This is a genomic window from Streptomyces sp. NPDC102490 (genome assembly GCF_044765285.1).
Classification (GTDB): domain Bacteria; phylum Actinomycetota; class Actinomycetes; order Streptomycetales; family Streptomycetaceae; genus Streptomyces.
In genome coordinates this window covers 522508-543496 of the sequence record NZ_JBIWJU010000001.1, presented here as the reverse complement: position 1 = coordinate 543496, position 20989 = coordinate 522508, and the positions used below count along the sequence as shown (strand labels likewise).

The following is a 20989-nucleotide window of genomic DNA, read 5'->3' as shown; positions in this document are numbered from 1 at the left end:
GCGCGTCTTCGCGCCTCGCACTTCGGAAGCTACCGCAGGGGACTGACAATGGCCTGTGCAGTCAATGAAAGCGCAGGCCGGGGAGGGGGAGGAATCCTCAGCGGGACAGGCTCGGCGTCTTCAGCGGGGTGCTGCCGGACCGGCGGCGGGCGGCCAGCGATCCGGAGACCGTGATCGCCACGACGCCCAGCACCGCGAGGACCCCCACCGCGACCGTCCCGGCCCAGCCGCCGGAGTGGAAGGCCACGGCGCCGACCGTGCTGCCCGCGCTGGAGCCCACGTAGTAGGCGGACTGGTAGAGCGCCGAGGCCTGGGCGCGGCCGTGCTGGGCGGTCTTGCCGACCGCCGAGGAGGCCACCGCGTGCCCGGCGAAGAAGCCCGCCGTGATCAGGACGAGGCCCAGCAGGACCAGCGGCAGCGACGGCGCCAGGGACAGCAGCAGGCCCGCCGCCGTCGTCCCCGCGCCCAGGTAGAGCGCCCCGCGGCGGCCGAGGCGGCCCACCAGACGGCCGGCCGTCGAGGCCGAGACCGTACCGACCAGGTAGACCAGGAAGATCGAGCCGATCAGGCCCTGCGGGAGGGAGAAGGGCGCCTCGGCCAGGCGGTAGCCGATCACCGTGTAGACGCCGCCGAACACCGTCATGAACAGCGCGCCGATCGCATACAGGCGGCGCAGCAGCGGGTCGGCGAGGTGGTCGCGGACCGTGCGGACCAGGACCCGGGGGCGCAGCGAGCCCGGCGTGAAGTGCCGGGGCGCCGGGAGCAGCAGCCGGAAGGCCACCGCGCACGCCACCGCGACGAGGCCGATGACCCCGACGGCCACCCGCCAGCCCCATTCCTGGGCGACCCAGCCGGTGATGACCCGGCCGCTCATGCCGCCGACGCTGTTGCCCGCCACGAACAGGCCGATCGCGGTGACCAGCGCCCGCGGCCGCACCTCCTCCGCGAGGTACGCCGTCGCCGAGGCCGGCAGCCCGGCGAGCGCCGCGCCCTGCACCGCCCGCAGCGCGACCAGCGCCGGCAGTGACGGGGCGAAGGGCACCAGCAGCCCGACGGTCACCGCGACCGCCAGCGACGCCGTCATGACCGTACGCCGTCCGAACCGCTCCGACAGGGCGCTCATCGGCAGCACGAACACCGCGAGGCCACCGGTCGCGGCGGCCACCGTCCAGCTCGCGTCGCTCGCCGTGACGCCGAAGTCGCCCGAGATCAGCGGCAGCAGGGCCTGGGTGGAGTACAGGAGCGCGAAGGTCGCGACGCCCGCGAGGAAGAGGGCGAGACTCATCCGGCGGTAACCGGGGCCGCCCGGCGTCATGCGTGAGTCGGAGGCGTCGGGGACCGCGGAGGCGGCGGATGCGGCGTCCACGACCGTGGACGCCCCGGTATCGGCGGGAGTCATGCCACGAACGTACGAAGCCCCTGACTCATCCGTCCAATGCATGGAATGGCCATAATCGTTCCCATGGTGCATCAGCAAAGCTCACGGCCCCGCCTGTCACCGTCCGGTGACACAGAAGACATCGTCGCGCTGCTCGCGCCCCGCCTCGCGCACTTCGCCGGCGTGGCCCGCACCGAGCACGTCACCCGGGCCGCCCAGGAGATGAACGTCCCCCAGTCGACCCTCTCCCGCGCCCTCGTCCGCCTGGAGGAGGATCTGGGCGTCGACCTGTTCGTGCGCCGCGGCCGTACCCTCGCGCTGACCGTCGCCGGGCGCACCTTCCTCGGCTCCGTCGAGCGCGCCCTGGCCGAGGTCGAGCGCGCCGCCGACGAGGTCCGCGCCGACGCCGACCCGGCCACCGGCAAGGTCGCCTTCGGTTTCCTGCACACCATGGGCGCCGAGACCGTCCCCGGCCTGCTGCACGCCTTCCGCGCCGACCACCCCCGGGTCCGCTTCAGCCTCGTGCAGAACTACGGCGAGGCCATGCTGGAGCGGCTGCGCGCCGGGGAGCTGGACCTGTGCCTGACCTCCCCGGTGCCCGACGCGCCCGACCTGGTCGCCCGCCGCCTGGACGAGCAGAAGCTGCGCCTGGTCGTCCCGGCCGACCACGCCCTGGCCGCCCGCAGGAGGATCCGCCTCGCCGAGGCGGCCGAGGAGAACTTCGTGACCCTGGAGCCCGGTTACGGCCTGCGGCGCATCACCGACGCGCTGTGCAAGGAGGCCGGTTTCCGGCCCAAGGTGGCCTTCGAGGGGGAGGAGGCGGAGACACTGCGCGGCCTGGTCGCGGCCGGACTCGGCGTCGCCCTGCTGCCGCCGCCCGCCGTGCCCCGCCCCGGCGTGGTCGAACTGACGGTCACCGCCCCGCGCGCCGCCCGCGAGATCGGCGTGGCCTGGCTGGCGGGCCGCACGGACACCCCACCGGTGGCGGCGTTCAAGAAGTTCCTGCTGTCACGGCGCGGCAGCCTGCTGCCCTCCTGATCCGCCGCCCGCCGCGCGGCCGGAGTACGCCTACCGGTGAGCGGCGACGCCCGATATCGCCGCAACGACTTCCCGAACCCCGCCGCCAGCGGCATCCGCAGCCCCAGCGGCGGGGGAGCGGCCAGCGCGTCCTCCACCGGACGCGAGAAGGACTGCCCGAACAGCACGCCCATCACGAAGTCCTCGGCCAGCGCTGCCACTTCGTCCCGGTACTGGCGCAGCCCGTGGCCGTCGGAGTGCACCTCGAACCGGCACACGGCGCGGTTCGCCTTCTTCGCCCGGGAGGCGAGCCGGAAGGACAACTCCGGGTCGCTGTGCCCGTCGTTGGTGCCGTGCACGATCAGCACCTGGCGGTTGGCGAGCTGCTTCACCGGTTCGGGTGGCGCGGCCACGTCGTCCTCCGGCAGCCACGGGGCGATCGCCAGCGCCGAGTTGACGGCCTCGTGCCCGGCCGCCCGCAGCGCCGCCCGTCCGCCCATGCCGAGGCCGACCAGGCAGACGGGCACGTCGCCGTAGCGCCGTACGGCCTCGTCGGCGGCCCATTCGGCGTCCCGCGCGAGGTGCGCCTCGGCGCCGTTCCAGCCGCGGTAGCGGTAGTGCACGACATGCGCGGCCAGCCCCTCCTCCCGGCCCGCGCGCGCCAGCCTGCGCCCCAACGCGCGTACGGACGCGGCCGCGAGCAGCGCGGAGGGCCTGCGGTCGGACACCTCGTCGCCCCCGGGGAGCAGCAGCACCACACCGCTCACCGCCGTCCCCTCCGGACCGAGCGTCCGCCCCAGCCGGGCCCGACGGACCGGCGTCGCTTGCTGTGCCATGGCAAAAGATTCTCAGAAGTCCGGGTGTACGGAACCCGTCCGCGCAGTCACCGTTACATATCGGGGAGTCCGTACACCGCGCCGGGTCCCGGCATTCGCCCGGCGTTCTACGCGCGTAGGAGTTAGAGTGCGGAAATGACGAGCCAAAGCACCGAGAAGAGCGCCGCGGCGAACACCGCGACGGTCTCGAAGACACCGTCGCCGGACCGGATCCGCCGGGCGCCGAAGGTCCTGCTGCACGACCACCTCGACGGCGGGCTGCGCCCCGGCACGGTCGTCGAACTCGCCCGCGAGACCGGCTACCGAGATCTCCCCGAAACCGACGCCGACCTGCTCGGCACCTGGTTCCGGCAGGCCGCCGACTCCGGGTCCCTGGAGCGGTACCTGGAGACCTTCTCCCACACCGTCGGCGTCATGCAGACCCGCGACGCCCTGGTCCGGGTCGCCGCCGAGTGCGCCGAGGACCTCGCCGAGGACGGCGTCGTCTACGCCGAGGTGCGGTACGCGCCCGAGCAGCACCTGGAGAAGGGGCTGACCCTCGAAGAGGTCGTCGAGGCCGTCAACGAGGGCTTCCGGGAGGGCGAGCGGCGCGCCCGGGAGAACGGCCACCGCATCCGGGTCGGCGCCCTGCTCACCGCCATGCGGCACGCCGCCCGCTCCCTGGAGATCGCCGAACTCGCCAACCGCTACCGCGATCTCGGCGTCGTCGGCTTCGACATCGCCGGCGCCGAGGCCGGCTACCCGCCCACCCGGCACCTGGACGCCTTCGAGTACCTGAAGCGGGAGAACAACCACTTCACGATCCACGCCGGGGAAGCCTTCGGGCTGCCGTCCATCTGGCAGGCCCTTCAGTGGTGCGGCGCCGACCGGCTCGGGCACGGGGTGCGCATCATCGACGACATCCAGGTCCACGAGGACGGCTCGGTCAAGCTCGGACGGCTCGCCTCCTACGTCCGGGACAAGCGGATCCCGCTGGAGCTGTGCCCCAGCTCCAACCTCCAGACCGGCGCCGCCGACTCCTACGCCGAGCACCCCATCGGGCTGCTGCGCCGCCTGCACTTCCGGGCCACCGTCAACACCGACAACCGGCTGATGTCCCACACCAGCATGAGCCGGGAATTCGAGCACCTGGTCGAGGCATTCGGTTACACGCTCGACGACATGCAGTGGTTCTCCGTCAATGCGATGAAATCAGCGTTCATTCCTTTCGATGAACGACTGGCCATGATCAATGACGTCATCAAGCCCGGATATGCGGAACTGAAGTCCGAATGGCTGTTCCAGCAGACGGCTTCGACCAGCGGTTCTTCGGCATCCGAGGGCTGAGTGCGGGGTGACGGTAATACGGAAACGCGGGCGGGCTTTCACCAACCGTCCGCATTTCGATGTTTGCCGCAGGGGGCGAAGCGTGTTTACGGTCGAGCACCGCTCACATCCCCGTCACCCCATCACGAGGACGCATTTCCATGAAGCAGTCTGCTGCCAAGACCCTCGGTGTCGCCGCCCTCGGTGCCGCCTTCGCCGCCGCCGGCGCGGGTGCGGCCACCGCGGCCCCCCAGCTGCCCGACACCGCGCAGACGGTGGACTCCGTCGCCCGCACCCTCCCCGCGGAGACCGTCTCCCAGGTGGCGCCCGGCGCGGGCAACGTGCTGGAGCAGGGCCGCAAGGTCTCCCACACCGGTCTGACCGCCGCGCAGCCGGTCGTCGAGCAGGTGGTCGCCGAGCAGCTCGCCGAGGGGCCGACCGAGCCGGTCGCCAAGCTGCTCGGCGGGGTGCCGCTGAAGGGGCTGCCCACCCAGGGCCTGCCGGTCAACGGCCTCCCGCTGGGCGGCTGACCCGCCTCCCGCCCACGCGCCGACGGGGCGCACCCGGTCTCGCCGGGTGCGCCCCGTCGGCGTACCAGAGGGGGGACGTGCCTCACCAGGCCGTGCGGGCGGCCTTCTCCTCGGACGGGAGCAGGATCCACAGGGCCAGGTAGAGCAGGAACTGCGGGCCGGGCAGCAGGCAGGAGACCAGGAAGATCACCCGCATCGTGCCGTTGGAGGTGCCGAAGCGCCGGGCCAGCGCGGCGCACACTCCGCCGATCATGCGGCCGTGGGTGGGGCGGGCGAGGCGGGACATCGCGGCTCCTTCGTGAGCGTGTGGGTGGGGCCGCCTTTCGGCTTCCCCTTCATCTGCCCTCCACGCTACGGAGACGAACGGCACAAAGCGTCGCTCTACGGGGCGATACCGACCCTGGGAATCGTCGGGGTCCGACCCTGAGCGGGCTCCTCCCGGGGAACACCCCCGCGTCCGGCCTGCCGGTACCAGCGGCGGAGCCGGGACCGGCCCGCCGGGACCACGGCGAGGTGCGCCAGGGCCACGCCCACCGTGTTCAGCAGCACCGAGTCGATGTCGACGGCCTGACCGGGCACCCCGGTCTGCAACAGCTCGATGCCCACCGACAGCAGGGCGGCCGCGGCCGTGGTGCGCAGCAGGGACGCCAGCGGCGAGACGTGCAGCCGCCCGCCGGCCATCGGCAGCAGGACGCCGAGTGGCGCCAGCAGGATCAGCGCCCCGCCCAGCGAACGGGCCGCCGCGGGCCCGCCCAGCGCCAGGTCGGCGCGGATCCCGGCGAAGGGCCGCACGTTCGGCGGCAGCACCCAGGGGACGTCCAGCGGCCGCAGCGCGAACCAGGCGACGAACGCGAGATGCGCGACCAGGAGAACACTTCCTGTCGCACGGATGCGGAGCGCGGCGCTGCCGCCGGGGAACCCAAGACGCTGCACGTCCCCCTAGACGCGCCCCCCGCCGTGCGCGGTTCCGGGCTCCCGCCCGCAAGGGTGAGGCTTGCGCCACATGGCCCTGCGGGGCCTCCGCGCGGCGCCCCCTCGTGCCCCGGCACGCCGCGCCGGGGCCGTCCGTCAGTCGCCCTTGACCTCGTCGGCCGGCGGTTCGTTGCTGCCGGGGCGGGCCCGGACCTCCTCCGTGCAGGAGTAGCGGCGGACGGTGCGGTCGGCGGGCCCGGCCAGGATCACCGAGCCGGCGCCCTCGGCCGCGGCCGAGTCGGAGAAGGTGCACACGACCTGCGCGAGGGCGTACGAGGTGAGGTCGTCGGGAGCGGTGCTCAGCCGCAGCGTGTCCTCGGGGTCGCCCGAACGCGGCCCCGTCACCGTGATGTCGCGGCGCACGTCCGAGGTGTACCCGGCCTCCTTCTCCGCCGCCGACGGCTGCGCCGCCAGCTCGTCCAGCAGCCCCTGGGCCACCCGAACGCGCCGCCCCGAGTCCGCGGCGCCGTCCGGCACCCGCACCGTGCGGTCCACGGCCACCAGCGACGAACCGCACAGCAGGAACACCTGCGCGGGCAGTCCGGGCGCGGCCCGCGTCGACGCGTCCGGCTCGGCGAGCGAGCAGCGCACCCGCGAGGGCGCGGGACCGTAGTCCGTGGGCACCTCGGTGGCGCGGATGCCGCACCCGGTCAGCAGCACGGCCAGTACCAGGAGCCCGGAGAGGGCCGGCAGCCGGCGTACGGTCATCAGACCTGTCCCTTCGCGTCCTTGCCCTTGCTCCCGTCGCCCGCGGCCCCCGCCGGGTCCCCGGCCTCCTCGTCGGCGGGCGGGGACGGGTCCTGCGGCAGCCGCAGCGTGAACACCGCACCGCCCTCAGGGGCGTTCTCGGCGGTGATCCCGCCGCCGTGGATGTGCGCGTTCTCCAGGGCGATGGACAGGCCGAGGCCGCTGCCCTCGGAGCGCGGCCGGGAGGCGCTCGCCTTGTAGAAGCGGTCGAAGACGTGCGGCAGGACGTCCTCGGGGATGCCGGGGCCGTTGTCCCGCACCCGGATGACGACCTCGTCGTCCGCCCGCGACACGGACACCCGCACCGGCGACCCGCCGTGCTTGAGCGCGTTGCCGATCAGGTTGGCCAGGATGACGTCCAGGCGGCGCGGGTCGAGCCGGGCGTGGATGCCGCGCTCGGCCTCCAGCTCGACGGCGTCCAGCCAGGCCCGGGCGTCGATGCAGGCGGTGATCTGGTCGGCGACGTCCACGTCGTCCAGGACCAGGCGGGCGGTGCCCGCGTCGAAGCGGGTGACCTCCATCAGGTTCTCCACCAGGTCGTTCAGCCGCCGCGTCTCGCTCACCACCAGCCGTACGGCGGGCTCGACCATCGGGTCGAAACTCCCGCCCTCGCCCTCGCCGGCGAACTCCAGCTCTTCCTCCAGCACCTCCGTCACCGCGGTGAGCGCCGTCAGCGGCGTACGCAGCTCATGGCTCATGTCCGCGACGAACCGCCGGGAGGCCTGCTCGCGGCCGGCCATGTCCGCGACCCGCTTCTCCAGGTTCTCGGCGGCGCTGTTGAACGTCCGGGACAGATCGGCCAGTTCGTCGGTGCCGGACACCCGCAGCCGGGTGTCCAGCTTCCCCTCGCCCAGCCGCCGCGCCGCGACCCCGAGCCGGTGCACGGGCTTCAGCACGGTCGTGGCCAGGGCCTGCGCGAGCAGCGCGGAACCGAGCAGGGCGAGCGCGGTGGCGATCCCCAGCGACCAGGCGAGCGAGTTCAGGTCCTTGGCCTCCGGCTCCAGCGACTTGAGCATGTAGCCGGTCGGCCCGCCGCCGATCACCCTGGTGCCGGCCACCAGGTACGGGGTGTCGTCGTCGGTGATCCGCTGCCAGTACAGGTGGTACGGGTGCTTGTTGGCCGAGGTGACCTTCTGCTCCTTGTTCACCGCGGTGCGCAGCGACTCGGGCACGTCGGACAGCGCGAAGCCGCCCAGACCGCCCGAACTGCCGTAGACGGCGGTGCCGTCGGCGTCCTCGGCGACCAGCAGCACGCCGAACCGCTGGCTGCTGTTGGCCATCTGACCGGCGGTGTGCTGCAACTCGTCCTGCGTGGGGTGGGCGGGCAGCGCGCCGGCCCGGTTCTGCATCTCCTGCTCGAAGTCGCGCAGCACGGCGTCCTGGGTGCGGGTCAGCACCGCCTCCCGGTTCAGCCAGTACGCGATGCCGGACGCGGACACGGCGGCGGTGAGCGCCACCAGGCCGAAGACGAGGACCAGCCTCAGGCGCAGGCTGGTGAAGCGCAGCCCGGACCAGAATCCCTTGCGAGCCGCGGCCAGGCCGCGGGCACCCCCCTGGTGTTCCCGTGTCACTGAGGCGGATCCAGCCGGTAACCGACACCGCGCACGGTACGGATCAGGGTCGGGGACGACGGCACGTCCTCGACCTTGGCGCGCAGCCGCTGCACGCACGCGTCCACCAGCCGGGAGTCACCGAGGTAGTCGTGCTCCCACACCAGCCGCAGCAACTGCTGCCGGGACAGCGCCTGTCCCGGCCGCCGGCTCAGTTCGAGGAGCAGGCGCAGCTCGGTCGGCGTCAGCTGGAGGTCCTCGCCGTTCTTCGTCACGGTCATCGCGGAACGGTCGATGACCAGGCTGCCGAAGCTCGCCGAGTCGGTGGACTCCCGTTCCCCGCGCCGCAGCACGGCCCGGATCCGGGCGTCGAGCACCCGGCCCTGGACGGGTTTGACGACGTAGTCGTCGGCGCCCGACTCGAGACCGACGACCACGTCGATGTCGTCGTTGCGCGCGGTCAGCAGGATGATCGGCAGCTGGTCGGTGCGCCGGATGCGGCGGCACACCTCGAAACCGTCGATGCCGGGCAGCATCACGTCCAGCACGATCAGGTCCGGCCGCTGCTCGCGCAACAGCTTCAGACCGTCCTCACCACTGGCAGCGGTGGCCACCCGGTGGCCCTGGCGGGTCAGGGAGAGCTCCAGGGCCGTACGGATGGCGTCGTCGTCCTCGATCAGCAACAGGGAAGGCACGCGCTCATTCTGGCCCATGAGGGGGTGGGTGTTCGACCTGTGGGTGCGGTTGGGGTCCCAGGACACCGCCGGACCCTGTGAAGGAAGGGTGCCGCAGACGTGACGGACCCCTGTGACAGCTCTGTGACAGTCGACGGACACGGCCATGAAGTCGCCGCGGCAAGCTTTTCGTCACCAGCAACCGGCAGTCCACGACGGGGGGCGCGAGATGAACACGCTGAAGGGCACCAACACCAGCGCAGTGGTCACGCGTCTGCACGACGTGCACGCACACCGGGGTTCCGAGAAGTCCGGTGCCGTGAGCGGGCGGGGGTGCGCTCGCGGCACCGGGCGTCAGCACACCGCGTACATGACGGTGGTTGACGCGAACACGGGGGAAACGGGGAACACGGGGGACCGGGGGGAGCGCCGTTCCCTGTCGGAGGCGGAGTTCACCGCCTACGTCCAGGAACGCCGCTCCTCCCTGTACGCGACGGCCTACCACCTCACCGGCGACCGTTTCGAGGCCGAGGACCTGTTGCAGAGCGCGCTGTTCTCGACCTACCGGGCGTGGGACCGGATCAGTGACAAGGCGGCGGTCGGCGGATACCTCCGCCGCACCATGACCAACCTGCACATCAGCGCCTGGCGGCGCCGCAAGCTCAACGAGTACCCGACCGAGGAACTGCCGGAGACGCCCGGCGACATGGACGCGATGCGCGGCACCGAACTGCGCACGGTCCTGTGGCAGGCGCTGGCCCGGCTCCCCGAACTCCAGCGCACCATGCTGGTCCTGCGCTACTACGAGGGCCGCACGGACCCGGAGATCGCGGACATCCTCGACATCAGTGTCGGCACGGTGAAGTCCAGCATCTGGCGCTCGCTGCGCCGGCTGCGCGAGGACGAGGTCCTCAGCTTCGGCCGTGACCAGGAGGACGCCTTCGGCGAACTGGTCGCCTGAAGGTACGGGCCGGGTCGACCGGCCCGAGGGGGGCGGGGGCCCCGTGAAAAAAAGTTCGAGCCGGGGTGTATCAGGGGGAGGGGACCGGGCTCTTACTCACGGGGAAGCACCACGGGGGAACAACGGGGGAACAACGGGGGACCACGGGGGACGGGGATCACGGGGGATCCACGGGGGAGTGGAAAGGGAGCGGGACTGGAGGGCCGGGGGGTCCATCCAGTCCCGCTTCCGCGTGTGCGGCTCCTGCGGGTGCGGCTAGTGGCGCGGGTGCGGCCGGCGGCGCGTGTACCCCGTCACGCCGTCGTACGGGCCGTGGCGCACCGGCCGGCCGCCGCGGCCGCCAGCCGGCCCATCGCCTCGTCCCGGTCGCAGGCGTGGGCGCCCAGGGCCGTCTGCCGGGCGATGACGGACCGCTCCAGCCGCATCAGCCGCCAGCCCCTGCGCAGCAGGAACGGCACGGACTTGCGGCCCTCGCGCAGGTCCCGCAGGAACCGGCGGCGGAACGTCGTCAGCGGTCCCCGGCTCAGGCACAGCGCGTCGGCCAGCACGCCCAGCTCCCGGCAGCGGTCCACCAGTTCCGCGGCGAAGATGCCCTCCGCGAGGAACAGCGGGGTCCGCCCGATGTCGACCGTCGTCTCGCCGGTGCGCGCACTCAGCGCGATGTCGTAGACGGGCACGCCGGTACGTCCCGTGCGGCACAGCTCCCCGATGGCGGCGACCGCCGCGTCCGCGTCCCACGACGCCGGGTGGTCCCAGTCGATGTCGGAACTGAGCGGGACCGTCGGCAGCGTCGGGTCGGTGCCTTCCTTGTAGAAGTCGTCGAGGCGCAGCACCGGGAGACCGGAGCGCGCGGCGAGGAGGGACTTGCCGGAGCCGGAGGGGCCGCAGAGCAGCACGACTCGCGTCGGTATGGGTGGATGGGAGCTCACGGGGCACCAGTCTGCGGCATCGGACGGCCGCCGTACGACCCTGCGGGTGGACTTTGCAGCGCGCGTCACATCTCGCTCGCGCTGTGCGGTGACCTGATCACGGTCCGCACTGTTGTCAGGGCAGTCCGTAGCAACCCACACCAAGAGGTGGCAGCACCGATGGCCCGACACGCGTCCCCCCGCACCCCGCACGCCCAGCGCGCCCTGGTCGCCCTCGCGACCGCCGGGGCCGCCCTGGCGGCCGGAGCGGCGACGGCTTCCGCGGACAGCGGCGAGACGATCGCCGGCCTGGCCCACACCCGCCCCACCTCGCTGGGCAACATCGACCCGCAGGCGGGCGCCCAGGCGGTGACCGGCATCGTCGGCTACGTCACCGGCCCGGTCGCCGACCTCAAGCCGAACCCGCTGGCCGGCACCGGAGTCGACCCGCTGGACAACGGCGTCGGCACGAAGGTCGCCGACTTCCAGCCGCTGACCTCGACGGCCCTCACCGGGCCGGTCGCCCAGGCGCAGTCGCTGGGCGCCGTGCCGGTGCTGGGGCAGGCGACGGAGCTGCTGCGCTGATCCCCGCCCGCCCGCGGCGGACGAAGAGCCGCGCCCTCCCCGGACGGTGGGAGGGCGCGGCTCGTCGGTGGTCGCGGCGCGGTGGTGCCTCAGTACGAGGAACCGGACGCGCCCAGCGCGCCCGTCGGGTGCCAGACCGTCTTGGTCTCCAGGAACGCCGTCATGCGGTCCGTGCCCGGGGTCGCCGACCAGTCGGCGTCGTCCACAGGCTGTGGACGCAGCACGCGCTTGAGGTTGTCCGCCGCCGCGATCTCCAGCTCCTTCGCCAGCGCCTCGTCGGCGCCCGCGAGGTCGATGGCGTTGACGTCCTGGTGGGCGGCGAGCGGGGCGGCGATCTCGGCCGTACGGCCGGAGAGGATGTTGACCACGCCGCCGGGGAGGTCGGAGGTGGCCAGCACCTCGCCGAGGGAGAGGGCCGGCAGCGGGGACTTCTCGCTCGCGATCACGACCGCCGTGTTGCCGGTGGCGATGACCGGGGCGAGCACCGAGACCAGGCCGAGGAAGGACGACCCCTGCGGGGCCAGGACGGCGACGACGCCGGTCGGCTCCGGGGAGGACAGGTTGAAGAACGGGCCCGCGACCGGGTTGCCGCCGCCGACCACCTGGGCGATCTTGTCGGTCCAGCCCGCGTACCAGACCCAGCGGTCGATCGCGGCGTCCACCTGCGCCGCCGCCTTCGACTTCGACAGGCCCTCCGCGTCGGCGACCTCCCCGACGTACTGGTCGCGGCGGCCCTCCAGCATCTCGGCGACGCGGTAGAGGATCTGGCCGCGGTTGTACGCCGTCGCGCCGGACCAGCCGCCGAACGCCTTGCGCGCGGCGACCACCGCGTCACGGGCGTCCTTGCGGGAGGAGAGGGGGGCGTTCGCCAGCCACTTGCCCTTTGCGTCGGTCACCTCGTGCACCCGGCCGCTCTCGGAACGCGGGAACTTCCCGCCGACGTACAGCTTGTAGGTCTTGAAGACCGAGAGTCGCGGTTCGGTCTTTTCGGTCTTCTCAGACATCGAGGTATGCCTCCAGGCCGTGGCGGCCGCCCTCGCGGCCGAAGCCCGACTCCTTGTAGCCGCCGAACGGCGACGTCGGGTCGAACTTGTTGAACGTGTTGGACCAGATCACACCCGCGCGGAGCTTGTTCGCGACCGCCAGGATGCGCGAGCCCTTCTCCGTCCAGATGCCCGCCGACAGGCCGTACGGGGTGTTGTTGGCCTTGGCGACCGCCTCGTCCGGGGTGCGGAAGGTGAGCACGGACAGGACCGGGCCGAAGATCTCGTCGCGGGCGACCGTGTGCGCCTGGGTGACGTTGGTGAACAGCGTCGGGGCGAACCAGTAGCCGGAGGAGGGGAGTTCGCAGGCCGGGGACCAGCGTGCGGCGCCCTCCGCCTCGCCCTGGTCCGCGAGGGCGGTGATCCGGGCCAGCTGCTCGGCGGAGTTGATCGCGCCGATGTCCGTGTTCTTGTCCAGCGGGTCGCCCAGGCGGAGCGTGGTGAGCCGCCGCTTGAGGGAGTCGAGCAGCTCGTCGTGGATCGACTCCTGCACCAGGAGGCGGGAGCCCGCGCAGCAGACCTGGCCCTGGTTGAAGAAGATGCCGGTGACGATGCCCTCGACGGCCTGGTCGATCGGGGCGTCGTCGAAGACGATGTTGGCGCCCTTGCCGCCCAGCTCCAGGGTGAGCTTCTTGCGGCTGCCCGCCACCGTGCGCGCGATCTGCTTGCCGACGGCCGTGGAGCCGGTGAAGGCGACCTTGTTCACGTCGGGGTGGGCGATCAGCGCCGCTCCGGCGCGGCCGTCGCCGGTGACGATGTTGACGACACCCCGGGGGAGCCCGGCCTGGCGGCAGATGTCCGCGAAGAAGAGGGCGGAGAGGGGAGTCGTCTCGGCGGGCTTCAGGACCACCGTGTTGCCCGTGGCCAGGGCCGGGGCGATCTTCCACGCCAGCATCAGGAGGGGGAAGTTCCAGGGGATGACCTGGCCCGCCACGCCCAGGGGGCGGGGGTTCGCGCCGTAACCGGCGTGGTCGAGCTTGTCGGCCCAGCCGGCGTAGTAGAAGAAGTGCGCGGCGACCAGTGGGAGGTCCGCGTCGCGGGTCTCCCGGATCGGCTTGCCGTTGTCGAGGGTCTCGAGGACGGCCAGTTCGCGGCTGCGTTCCTGGATGAGGCGGGCGATGCGGAAGAGGTACTTCGCGCGCTCCGCGCCGGGCAGCGCCGACCACTTCTCGAAGGCCCTGCGGGCGGCCTTCACGGCGCGGTCGACGTCCGCCTCACCGGCCTCGGCCACCTCGGAGAGGACCTCCTCGGTGGCGGGGGAGACGGTCTTGAAGACCTTGCCGTCGGCCGCCTCGGTGAACTCGCCGTCGATGAACAGGCCGTAGGCCGGGGCGATGTCGACGACCGCGCGGGACTCGGGGGCCGGGGCGTACTCGAACGCGGATGAGGGTGCGGGTGCGGGTGCGGGTGCCATGTCGATCAGTCCACCGTCACGTAGTCGGGGCCGGAGTAACGGCCTGTGGCCAGCTTCTGGCGCTGCATCAGCAGGTCGTTCAGCAGCGAGGACGCGCCGAAGCGGAACCAGTGGTTGTCCAGCCAGTCCCCGCCCGCGGTCTCGTTGACCAGGACCAGGAACTTGATCGCGTCCTTGGCGGTGCGGATGCCGCCGGCCGGCTTCACGCCCACCTGGACGCCGGTCTGCGCGCGGAAGTCGCGGACCGCCTCCAGCATGAGGAGCGTGTTGGCGGGGGTGGCGTTCACCGCGACCTTGCCGGTGGACGTCTTGATGAAGTCCGCCCCGGCCAGCATGCCGAGCCAGCTCGCGCGGCGGATGTTGTCGTACGTCGACAGCTCGCCGGTCTCGAAGATGACCTTCAGGCGGGCGGCCGTGCCGCAGGCCTCGCGTACGGCGGTGATCTCGTCGTACACCTTCATGTAGTTCCCGGCGAGGAACGCGCCGCGGTCGATGACCATGTCGACCTCGTCCGCGCCCGCCGTCACGGCCTCGCGCACGTCGGCCAGCTTGACCGCGAGCGAGGCGCGGCCCGCCGGGAAGGCGGTGGCGACCGAGGCGACCTTCACGCCGGAGCCGGCGACGGCTTCCTTGGCCGTGGGCACCATGTCGGGGTACACGCAGACGGCGGCGGTGGCGGGGGCCGTGCGGTCGGTCGGGTCGGGGCGGACCGCCTTCGCGCCGAGCGCCCGGACCTTGCCCGGGGTGTCCGCGCCTTCCAGCGTCGTCAGGTCGACCATCGAGATGGCGAGGTCGAGGGCGTACGCCTTCGCGGTGGTCTTGATGGAACGGGTGCCGAGGGAGGCGGCGCGCGCCTCCAGGCCGACCGTGTCGACGCCGGGCAGCCCGTGGAGGAAGCGGCGCAGGGTGCTGTCGGACGCGGTGACGTCGGCGAATCCTTGAGCGGGTCCGTTTGCGGGGCCCTGGGCGGGGCCGTTCGCGGCGGGTGCAGTGGTGGGCATGGTCACCAGATGAGCATATCTACGCGCGTAGCGGTCTGTACAGCCCCTGTGGGGCGTCCAGGTGCCGGTGCGTGTAGCGGTGCGTGTGCCGGTGCCGTACCGGCACCGCATGTGAGCGTCGGGCCGGGCGTCGGGCACAATCGGCAGCATGAGCACGCCGGAGCCTCAGTCATCCTCGCCGCAGCCGTCGGGACCCGTGTCCAAGGACCGGGTCTACCGCTCGCCCGCGGGTATCTCGGGCGGCGTGCTGGTACTCGCCCTCGCGCTGTGGCTCGGCATCGACGCGCTGGTCTCGGGTGAGGGGGACACCCGCTGGAAGGCGCTCGCGGCGCTGGTCTTCCTCGTGCCGCTCGTCGCCGCGTACACCGTGCGGCCCGCCGTCTTCGCCAACGACGATCGGCTGCGGGTGCGCAATCCGTTCCGGGTGATCGTGCTTCCCTGGGCGCGGGTCGAGTCGTTCCGGTCCGGGTACACGAACGAGGTCTTCGCCGAGGGTGGCGCCAAGTACCAGCTGTGGTCCATCCCGGTTTCGCTGCGGGGGCGCAAGAGGGCCGCTCGGCGGGAGGATCGGCGGGTTGCCGGTGCTGCCGGTGGTGGGGGCAGGCGGGGGAGTGTGCTCGGGGGCGTGGGGCAGTTCGGTTCGCGGGGCGCGGGTGCCGGGGCCGCGGCGGAGGGGCCGGTGCGGGCCGAGGCCGACAAGATCATGGATGAGCTGCGCGAGCTGTGGGAGGCGCGGAAGGATGCCGAGGGCTCTCGGGGCGATGTGACGGTGCGGTGGGCGTACGAGATCGTCGTGCCGGTGGTCGCCGGGGCGGTGGCGTTGGGGGTGCTGTTCGGGGTGGGGTGAGGTGTCCACCGGACCGGTGCGGGTGGCGTGTTCGGTGCGGGTGGGTGAAGCGGGGGTGCCTTTGAGGCACCCCCGGTTTTGTCTAGATGCCGGCCGCCGTCGAGAAGTCGCGCTTGAGTGCCGTCAGGAGGGCCGTCGCCTTTGCGCGGGCGGCCGGGAGGCCGGCGTGCGTGGCCACCGGGACGACCACCTCCAGGTAGCACTTCAGCTTGGGCTCCGTGCCGCTCGGGCGGACGATCACCCGGGCGCCGTCGAGCGTGTAGCGCAGGCCGTCGGTGGGCGGGAGGGTGTCCGTGCCCCGCGTGAGGTCCTCCGCCTTGGTGACGGGGAGGTCCGCCAGGGTTGTCGGGGGCTGCTCGCGCAGGCGGTGCATCGCGGCGGCGATGAGGGAGAGGTCCTCGACGCGGACCGAGAGCTGGTCGGTGGCGTGCAGGCCGTGCTCCACGGCGAGGTCGTCCAGGAGGTCGAGGAGGGTGCGGTCGGCTTCCTTCAGGGTGGACGCCAGCTCCGTGATCAGGAGGGCCGCGGTGATGCCGTCCTTGTCGCGGACGCCCTCCGGGTCGACGCAGTAGCCGAGGGCCTCCTCGTAGCCGTAGCGGATGTTCTCGGCCCGGGCGATCCACTTGAAGCCGGTGAGGGTTTCCACGTGCGGGAGGTTCGCCTTCGCGGCGATGCGGCCGAGGAGGGACGACGAGACGATCGACTCCGCGAACGTGCCGTGCGCTCCGCGGGTGACCAGGTGGGTGGCGAGGAGGGCGCCGACCTCGTCGCCGCGGAGCATGCGCCAGCCGGTGGCGTCCGTGGGGTCGGGTACGGCCACCGCGAGGCGGTCCGCGTCCGGGTCGTTGGCGATGACCAGGTCGGGGGTCGTCTCCCTCGCCTTCGCGAAGGCGAGGTCCATCGCGCCGGGCTCTTCCGGGTTGGGGAAGGCGACGGTGGGGAAGTCCGGGTCGGGGTCGGCCTGCTCGGTGACGAGGGTGGGCGACGGGAAGCCGGCTCGGGCGAAGGCGGCGAGGAGGGTGTCCTTGCCGACGCCGTGCATCGCGGTGTAGACGGTGCGGGCGGTGCGGGGGGAGTCGGGGGCGAGGACGGCGTCCGTGCGGGTGAGGTAGGCGTCCAGGACGTCGTCGGCGAGGGTCTGCCAGCCGGATTCGGGGCGGGGGACGTCGTGGAGGGTGCGCACGGCGTCGATCTCGGCGGCGATCTCGGCGTCGGCGGGGGGCACGATCTGGGAGCCGTCGCCGAGGTAGACCTTGTAGCCGTTGTCGCGGGGCGGGTTGTGGCTGGCGGTGACCTCCACTCCGGCGACGGCGCCCAGGTGCCGGATCGCGAAGGCGAGGACGGGGGTGGGGAGGGGGCGGGGGAGTACGGCCGCCCTGAGGCCGGCGCCCGTCATCACGGCGGCGGTGTCGCGGGCGAAGTCCGCGGACTTGTGGCGGGCGTCGTAGCCGATGACGACGAGGCCGTCGGTGTGGCCCTGCTTCTTCAGGTACGCGGCGAGGCCGGCGGCGGCGCGGATGACGACCGAGCGGTTCATGCGCATCGGGCCGGCGCCGAGTTCGCCGCGCAGGCCGGCGGTGCCGAACTGGAGGGTGCCGGAGAAGCGTGCGGTGAGCTCGGCGTGGTCCTCGGCTTCGATGAGGCGGGCGAGTTCGGCGCGGGTGTCCGCGTCGGGGTCCTCGGCCAGCCATGCCTGGGCTCGTGCGAGGAGGTCGTCTTGCACGTCTTGCACGTCGGTCAGCCTCTCGGGTCGGGTGGTGGGGGGTGGGGTGTGGTGTGGGGTGTGGTGTGGGGTGCCTGCGGCGCCTGTGCGGCTTCGGTGGGGGTGCGCGTAGCGCGGTGCGACCGGTGGGTGGGTCGGGGCCGCGCCGGGGGGTGTCCGTCCTCGGAACGGCGCGGAATCGGTCGGCCACAGATCTCACCGGCTTGACGCGCCAACCGCTGCGGGCGGACACCCCCCGACACGACCCCTTCTCGCCGTACCTACCTAGCTGCGGCCCGTCGCCTCCCGCCCCGCTGCGGGCAGTCGCCACGCCGCCCTAGCTGCGGGCAGTCGTGCCGCTGGGGCGGCACGGGTGGGCGCAGCGGCACCCCGCTACGCCGGGCCGCGCTCCCCACCCCCGCGCCCACACCCACGCCGGGCGGCTGTACGACGCCGGGTCAGTGACCCGTGCTGCTACAGCCGGCCCAGCACCTGCGTGAGCAGCTTGCCCATGCGGGCGGCGGAGTCGCGGCCTGCCTGGAGGACCTCCTCGTGGTTGAGGGGCTCGCCCGTCATGCCGGCGGCGAGGTTGGTGACCAGGGAGATGCCCAGCACCTCCGCACCGGCCTCGCGGGCGGCGATCGCCTCCAGGACCGTCGACATGCCCACCAGGTCGGCACCGATGACGCGGGCCATGCGGATCTCGGCCGGGGTCTCGTAGTGCGGGCCGGGGAACTGGGCGTAGACGCCCTCCTCCAGCGTGGCGTCGACCTCCTTGCACAGGGCGCGCAGGCGGGGGGAGTAGAGGTCGGTGAGGTCGACGAAGTGGGCGCCGACGATGGGGGAGGTGGCGGTGAGGTTGATGTGGTCGCTGATCAGGACCGGCTGGCCGGGGCGCATGCCCTCGCGCAGGCCGCCGCAGCCGTTGGTCAGGATGATCGTCTTGGCGCCGGCCGCCACGGCGGTGCGGACGCCGTGGGAGACGGCGGCCACGCCGTGGCCCTCGTAGTAGTGGGTGCGGCCCAGGAAGACCAGCGCGCGCTTGTCGCCGATGGAGTACGAGCGGACCTTGCCGCCGTGCCCCTCCACTGCGGGCTGGGGGAAGCCCGGCAGGTCGGTGACCTGGAGATCGGCCTCGGGGGCGCCCAGGGCGTCCACGGCCGGTGCCCAGCCGGAGCCCATCACGAGGGCGACGTCGTGGGTCTCGGCGCCGGTGAGTTCGCGCAGGCGGGCCGCGGCGGCGTCGGCGGCGGCGTAGGGGTCGCCCTGGATGTCGTCCGGAAGAAGAGATGCGTTCACGCCGAAGAGGGTAGCCGGTTTGCGGCTACGCGCGTAGATGGCGGAGGTCACGGGATGGTGGTTTTTGGGTTGGAGGTTTTGACGAGGGGTCCTCAGCAGGGGCGCTTGCGGAGTTCCATCACGTAGTCGTGGGGGGCGCCGGCCGATTCGGCGGCGTCCGCCACCTCGCCCAGGTAGCGGGCGGAGGGCAGGCCGCCCTCGTAGGCGTTCAGGACGTAGGTCCAGACGTTCTCCTCGCCCTCCAGGGTGTGGACGCGGACCCGGGCGCGGCGGTAGATGTCCAGGCCCACGCCCTCCCAGCGGTCGAGGGAGTCCTCGTCCATGGGGGCGATGTCGTAGAGGGACACGAAGACCTGGGAGAGCGGGTCCTCCACCAGGGTCGCCAGGGCGCCCTCCCAGCCCATGTGCTCGCCCCCGAAGGTCAGCCGCCACCCGTTCAGCCAGCCGGTGGCGCGCAGCGGCGAGTGGGGGGCGCGGCGGGTCATCAGCCGCGCGTCGAGGTTGCCGGCGTAAGCGGCGTAGAGCGACATGAGGGGAAGGGTACGGCAGGGCCGTCGGGCATCGCTGTCGTAACGGTGGTGGCCCCGGGCAGCCACTCGTTGAAGGGTGCGGGACAATGGGGTACGTGACTCGGATCGTGATCATTGGTGGCGGACCCGGCGGATACGAAGCGGCGCTGGTGGCCGCTCAGCTCGGCGCGGAGGTGACCGTCGTCGACTGCGACGGTCTGGGCGGGGCGTCGGTGCTGACCGACTGCGTGCCGTCCAAGACCCTCATCGCCACGGCTGAGGTGATGACCACCTTTGATTCCTCTTATGAGGAGCTGGGGATCATCGTCGCCGACGACACTCCGCCCATGGAGCAGGCCGCCCGGGTGGTCGGCGTCGATCTGGGCAAGGTCAACCGGCGGGTGAAGCGGCTCGCGCTGGCGCAGTCGCACGACATCACCGCCTCCGTGACCCGGGCCGGTGCGCGGGTCATGCGCGGGCGCGGGCGGCTGGAGGGCATGCAGGGGCTCGACGGCTCGCGGAAGGTCGTGGTGCGGGCCGCCGACGGGAGCGAGGAGACGCTGACCGCCGATGCGGTGCTCATTGCTACGGGTGGGCATCCGCGGGAGCTGCCGGACGCGCGGCCCGACGGCGAGCGCATCCTGAACTGGACCCAGGTGTACGACCTGGAGGAGCTGCCCGAAGAGCTGATCGTGGTCGGGTCCGGTGTCACCGGTGCCGAGTTCGCCGGGGCGTATCAGGCGCTCGGGTCGCGGGTCACGCTCGTGTCGTCGCGTGATCGGGTGCTGCCGGGTGAGGACCCGGACGCGGCGGCCGTGCTGGAGGACGTGTTCCGGCGGCGCGGGATGAACGTCATGTCGCGGTCGCGGGCCCAGTCCGTCAAGCGGGTGGGGGACCGGGTCGAGGTGACGCTGTCGGACGGGCGGGTCATCGGCGGGTCGCACTGCCTGATGGCCGTCGGCGCCATTCCCAACACGGAGGGGATGGGGCTGGAGGAGGCCGGGGTGCGGCTCAAGGACTCCGGGCACATCAAGACCGACCGGGTCTCGCGGACCTCGGCCCCCGGTGTGTACGCCGCCGGTGACGTCACCGGTGTCTTCGCGCTCGCCTCGGTGGCGGCGATGCAGGGGCGGATCGCCATGTACCACTTCCTCGGGGACGCGGTCACGCCGCTCGACCTGAAGACCGTGTCCGCCAACGTCTTCACCGACCCCGAGATCGCCACCGTCGGGTACTCGCAGGCCGACGTGGACGCCGGCAAGATCGACGCCCGGGTGGTGAAGCTGCCGCTGCTGCGCAACCCGCGCGCCAAGATGCAGGGCATCCGGGACGGCTTCGTCAAGATCTTCTGCCGGCCGGGTACCGAGATCGTGGTGGGTGGCGTCGTGGTGGCGCCGCGCGCCTCGGAGCTGATTCATCCCATCTCGATCGCCGTCGACAACAACCTGACGGTCGAACAGATCGCCAACGCGTTCACCGTGTATCCCTCGTTGTCGGGGTCGATCGCGGAGGTGGCGCGGCAGTTGCACACCCGGAAGGCCGGCGGCGAGCAGTAGTCCGGCGGGCGCGGCCGGAAATGACTCCCCGCTGGTCACGGGGAGTTGCGGCGCTTGCGCGCGGCATAGGCGGCCGGGGTAGGCCCGTATACCACTTCCGGTGGTGGCATGCGAACAACTTCTGTTATTCGGCGCATACTGCTGAAAGCAGACGG

At 72.4% G+C, this 20989-nt stretch carries 20 protein-coding genes and 1 pseudogene; 7 read left to right on the top strand and 14 right to left on the bottom strand.

All coding sequences use genetic code 11. From position 1 onward, the window contains the following. Positions 1 to 97 precede the first annotated feature (97 nt). Positions 98 to 1399 (bottom strand): MFS transporter, encoded by a 1302-nt coding sequence (locus tag ACIRGB_RS02485; protein WP_403857883.1) that lies wholly within the window; start codon positions 1397 to 1399, stop codon positions 98 to 100. 63 nt (positions 1400 to 1462) lie between these two features. On the opposite strand from ACIRGB_RS02485, the gene ACIRGB_RS02480 reads away from it, so the two are divergent. Continuing rightward, positions 1463 to 2416, top strand: a complete 954-nt coding sequence (locus tag ACIRGB_RS02480; RefSeq protein ID WP_403857881.1) for a LysR family transcriptional regulator — start codon at positions 1463 to 1465, stop codon at positions 2414 to 2416. 56 nt (positions 2417 to 2472) lie between these two features. Here ACIRGB_RS02480 and ACIRGB_RS02475 read toward each other — a convergent pair. Further along, positions 2473 to 3231: pseudogene (locus tag ACIRGB_RS02475) on the bottom strand (alpha/beta hydrolase); the annotation flags it as partial. Positions 3232 to 3366: 135 nt separating this feature from the next. Between ACIRGB_RS02475 and ACIRGB_RS02470 the strand changes: the two are divergent. Together ACIRGB_RS02470 and ACIRGB_RS02465 are read left to right on the top strand one after the other, a co-directional pair. Continuing rightward, the gene (locus ACIRGB_RS02470; protein ID WP_403857879.1) at positions 3367 to 4557 is read left to right on the top strand and encodes an adenosine deaminase; all 1191 of its coding nucleotides are present in this window, start codon (positions 3367 to 3369) and stop codon (positions 4555 to 4557) included. A gap of 140 nt (positions 4558 to 4697) precedes the next feature. Then, entirely contained in the window at positions 4698 to 5066 is a 369-nt protein-coding gene (locus ACIRGB_RS02465; RefSeq protein ID WP_403857877.1) for an ATP-binding protein, read from the top strand. 82 nt (positions 5067 to 5148) lie between these two features. On the opposite strand, the gene ACIRGB_RS02460 is transcribed toward ACIRGB_RS02465, so the two are convergent. The 5 genes from ACIRGB_RS02460 to afsQ1 all read right to left on the bottom strand — a co-directional run bounded on the left by ACIRGB_RS02460 (position 5149) and on the right by afsQ1 (position 9030). After that, entirely contained in the window at positions 5149 to 5352 is a 204-nt protein-coding gene (locus ACIRGB_RS02460) for a PspC domain-containing protein (protein ID WP_030145644.1), read from the bottom strand. A 95-nt stretch (positions 5353 to 5447) separates the two neighbouring features. Further along, positions 5448 to 5999 carry a VanZ family protein gene (locus tag ACIRGB_RS02455; RefSeq protein ID WP_403857875.1) on the bottom strand — a complete coding sequence of 184 codons (552 nt, stop codon included), beginning with the start codon at positions 5997 to 5999 and terminating at the stop codon, positions 5448 to 5450. A gap of 135 nt (positions 6000 to 6134) precedes the next feature. Then, positions 6135 to 6746: a hypothetical protein gene (locus ACIRGB_RS02450; protein WP_403857874.1), complete on the bottom strand. Its 612-nt coding sequence runs from the start codon at positions 6744 to 6746 to the stop codon at positions 6135 to 6137. Then, positions 6746 to 8356, bottom strand: coding sequence for a two-component system sensor histidine kinase AfsQ2 (gene afsQ2 / locus ACIRGB_RS02445; protein ID WP_403857872.1), 1611 nt, complete (start codon positions 8354 to 8356; stop codon positions 6746 to 6748). The genes ACIRGB_RS02450 and afsQ2 overlap by 1 nt, the downstream gene beginning before the upstream one ends. Continuing rightward, a complete protein-coding gene (gene afsQ1 / locus ACIRGB_RS02440) occupies positions 8353 to 9030 on the bottom strand; it encodes a two-component system response regulator AfsQ1 (protein WP_003974066.1) in 678 nt (225 codons plus the stop codon). The genes afsQ2 and afsQ1 overlap by 4 nt, the downstream gene beginning before the upstream one ends. A gap of 208 nt (positions 9031 to 9238) precedes the next feature. Here afsQ1 and ACIRGB_RS02435 point away from each other — a divergent pair, with 208 nt between their 5' ends. Next, on the top strand, positions 9239 to 9970 hold the full coding sequence (locus ACIRGB_RS02435) for a SigE family RNA polymerase sigma factor (RefSeq protein WP_356860279.1): 732 nt from the start codon (positions 9239 to 9241) through the stop codon (positions 9968 to 9970). A gap of 293 nt (positions 9971 to 10263) precedes the next feature. Here the strand turns inward: ACIRGB_RS02435 and ACIRGB_RS02430 are convergent, their stop codons facing one another. Continuing rightward, a complete protein-coding gene (locus ACIRGB_RS02430; protein WP_403858187.1) occupies positions 10264 to 10866 on the bottom strand; it encodes a uridine kinase in 603 nt (200 codons plus the stop codon). Between the two features lie 192 nt (positions 10867 to 11058). On the opposite strand from ACIRGB_RS02430, the gene ACIRGB_RS02425 reads away from it, so the two are divergent. Beyond that, positions 11059 to 11463, top strand: a complete 405-nt coding sequence (locus ACIRGB_RS02425; RefSeq protein ID WP_403857869.1) for a hypothetical protein — start codon at positions 11059 to 11061, stop codon at positions 11461 to 11463. 89 nt (positions 11464 to 11552) lie between these two features. Here ACIRGB_RS02425 and ACIRGB_RS02420 read toward each other — a convergent pair whose 3' ends face one another. From ACIRGB_RS02420 to deoC, 3 genes are read right to left on the bottom strand one after another with little or no spacing between them, the layout of a single operon-like run. Then, positions 11553 to 12467 carry an aldehyde dehydrogenase family protein gene (locus ACIRGB_RS02420; protein WP_403857867.1) on the bottom strand — a complete coding sequence of 305 codons (915 nt, stop codon included), beginning with the start codon at positions 12465 to 12467 and terminating at the stop codon, positions 11553 to 11555. Continuing rightward, positions 12460 to 13920, bottom strand: coding sequence for an aldehyde dehydrogenase family protein (locus ACIRGB_RS02415; protein ID WP_403857865.1), 1461 nt, complete (start codon positions 13918 to 13920; stop codon positions 12460 to 12462). Before ACIRGB_RS02415 ends, ACIRGB_RS02420 begins: the two co-directional genes overlap by 8 nt. A gap of 5 nt (positions 13921 to 13925) precedes the next feature. Further along, positions 13926 to 14921 carry a deoxyribose-phosphate aldolase gene (gene deoC, locus ACIRGB_RS02410; protein WP_403858185.1) on the bottom strand — a complete coding sequence of 332 codons (996 nt, stop codon included), beginning with the start codon at positions 14919 to 14921 and terminating at the stop codon, positions 13926 to 13928. A gap of 148 nt (positions 14922 to 15069) precedes the next feature. Between deoC and ACIRGB_RS02405 the strand changes: the two genes are divergently transcribed. Continuing rightward, positions 15070 to 15768 carry a PH domain-containing protein gene (locus ACIRGB_RS02405; protein WP_403857863.1) on the top strand — a complete coding sequence of 233 codons (699 nt, stop codon included), beginning with the start codon at positions 15070 to 15072 and terminating at the stop codon, positions 15766 to 15768. 82 nt (positions 15769 to 15850) lie between these two features. Here the strand turns inward: ACIRGB_RS02405 and ACIRGB_RS02400 are convergent, their stop codons facing one another. The 3 genes from ACIRGB_RS02400 to ACIRGB_RS02390 form a co-directional block, all read right to left on the bottom strand. Further along, positions 15851 to 17491 carry a phospho-sugar mutase gene (locus ACIRGB_RS02400; protein WP_403858183.1) on the bottom strand — a complete coding sequence of 547 codons (1641 nt, stop codon included), beginning with the start codon at positions 17489 to 17491 and terminating at the stop codon, positions 15851 to 15853. Between the two features lie 453 nt (positions 17492 to 17944). Next, positions 17945 to 18769: a purine-nucleoside phosphorylase gene (locus ACIRGB_RS02395; RefSeq protein ID WP_403857861.1), complete on the bottom strand. Its 825-nt coding sequence runs from the start codon at positions 18767 to 18769 to the stop codon at positions 17945 to 17947. 92 nt (positions 18770 to 18861) lie between these two features. Then, entirely contained in the window at positions 18862 to 19299 is a 438-nt protein-coding gene (locus tag ACIRGB_RS02390) for a gamma-glutamylcyclotransferase (protein WP_403857859.1), read from the bottom strand. 86 nt (positions 19300 to 19385) lie between these two features. On the opposite strand from ACIRGB_RS02390, the gene ACIRGB_RS02385 reads away from it, so the two are divergent. Next, positions 19386 to 20834, top strand: a complete 1449-nt coding sequence (locus ACIRGB_RS02385; RefSeq protein ID WP_403857857.1) for an NAD(P)H-quinone dehydrogenase — start codon at positions 19386 to 19388, stop codon at positions 20832 to 20834. The last annotated feature ends 155 nt before the right edge of the window (positions 20835 to 20989 follow it).

Excerpts from the sequence above, each read along its gene's own strand:
- ACIRGB_RS02485 (WP_403857883.1), bottom strand. The coding sequence starts at position 1,399 with ATGACTCCCGCCGATACCGGGGCGTCCACGGTCGTGGACGCCGCATCC.
- ACIRGB_RS02470 (WP_403857879.1), top strand. The coding sequence starts at position 3,367 with ATGACGAGCCAAAGCACCGAGAAGAGCGCCGCGGCGAACACCGCGACG.
- ACIRGB_RS02435 (WP_356860279.1), top strand. The coding sequence starts at position 9,239 with ATGAACACGCTGAAGGGCACCAACACCAGCGCAGTGGTCACGCGTCTG.
- ACIRGB_RS02390 (WP_403857859.1), bottom strand. The coding sequence starts at position 19,299 with ATGTCGCTCTACGCCGCTTACGCCGGCAACCTCGACGCGCGGCTGATG.
- ACIRGB_RS02465 (WP_403857877.1), top strand. The coding sequence starts at position 4,698 with ATGAAGCAGTCTGCTGCCAAGACCCTCGGTGTCGCCGCCCTCGGTGCC.
- ACIRGB_RS02420 (WP_403857867.1), bottom strand. The coding sequence starts at position 12,467 with ATGTCTGAGAAGACCGAAAAGACCGAACCGCGACTCTCGGTCTTCAAG.
- ACIRGB_RS02415 (WP_403857865.1), bottom strand. The coding sequence starts at position 13,920 with ATGGCACCCGCACCCGCACCCGCACCCTCATCCGCGTTCGAGTACGCC.
- ACIRGB_RS02460 (WP_030145644.1), bottom strand. The coding sequence starts at position 5,352 with ATGTCCCGCCTCGCCCGCCCCACCCACGGCCGCATGATCGGCGGAGTG.
- ACIRGB_RS02425 (WP_403857869.1), top strand. The coding sequence starts at position 11,059 with ATGGCCCGACACGCGTCCCCCCGCACCCCGCACGCCCAGCGCGCCCTG.
- ACIRGB_RS02480 (WP_403857881.1), top strand. The coding sequence starts at position 1,463 with ATGGTGCATCAGCAAAGCTCACGGCCCCGCCTGTCACCGTCCGGTGAC.
- ACIRGB_RS02450 (WP_403857874.1), bottom strand. The coding sequence starts at position 6,746 with ATGACCGTACGCCGGCTGCCGGCCCTCTCCGGGCTCCTGGTACTGGCC.
- ACIRGB_RS02405 (WP_403857863.1), top strand. The coding sequence starts at position 15,070 with ATGAGCACGCCGGAGCCTCAGTCATCCTCGCCGCAGCCGTCGGGACCC.
- deoC (WP_403858185.1), bottom strand. The coding sequence starts at position 14,921 with ATGCCCACCACTGCACCCGCCGCGAACGGCCCCGCCCAGGGCCCCGCA.
- ACIRGB_RS02385 (WP_403857857.1), top strand. The coding sequence starts at position 19,386 with ATGGGGTACGTGACTCGGATCGTGATCATTGGTGGCGGACCCGGCGGA.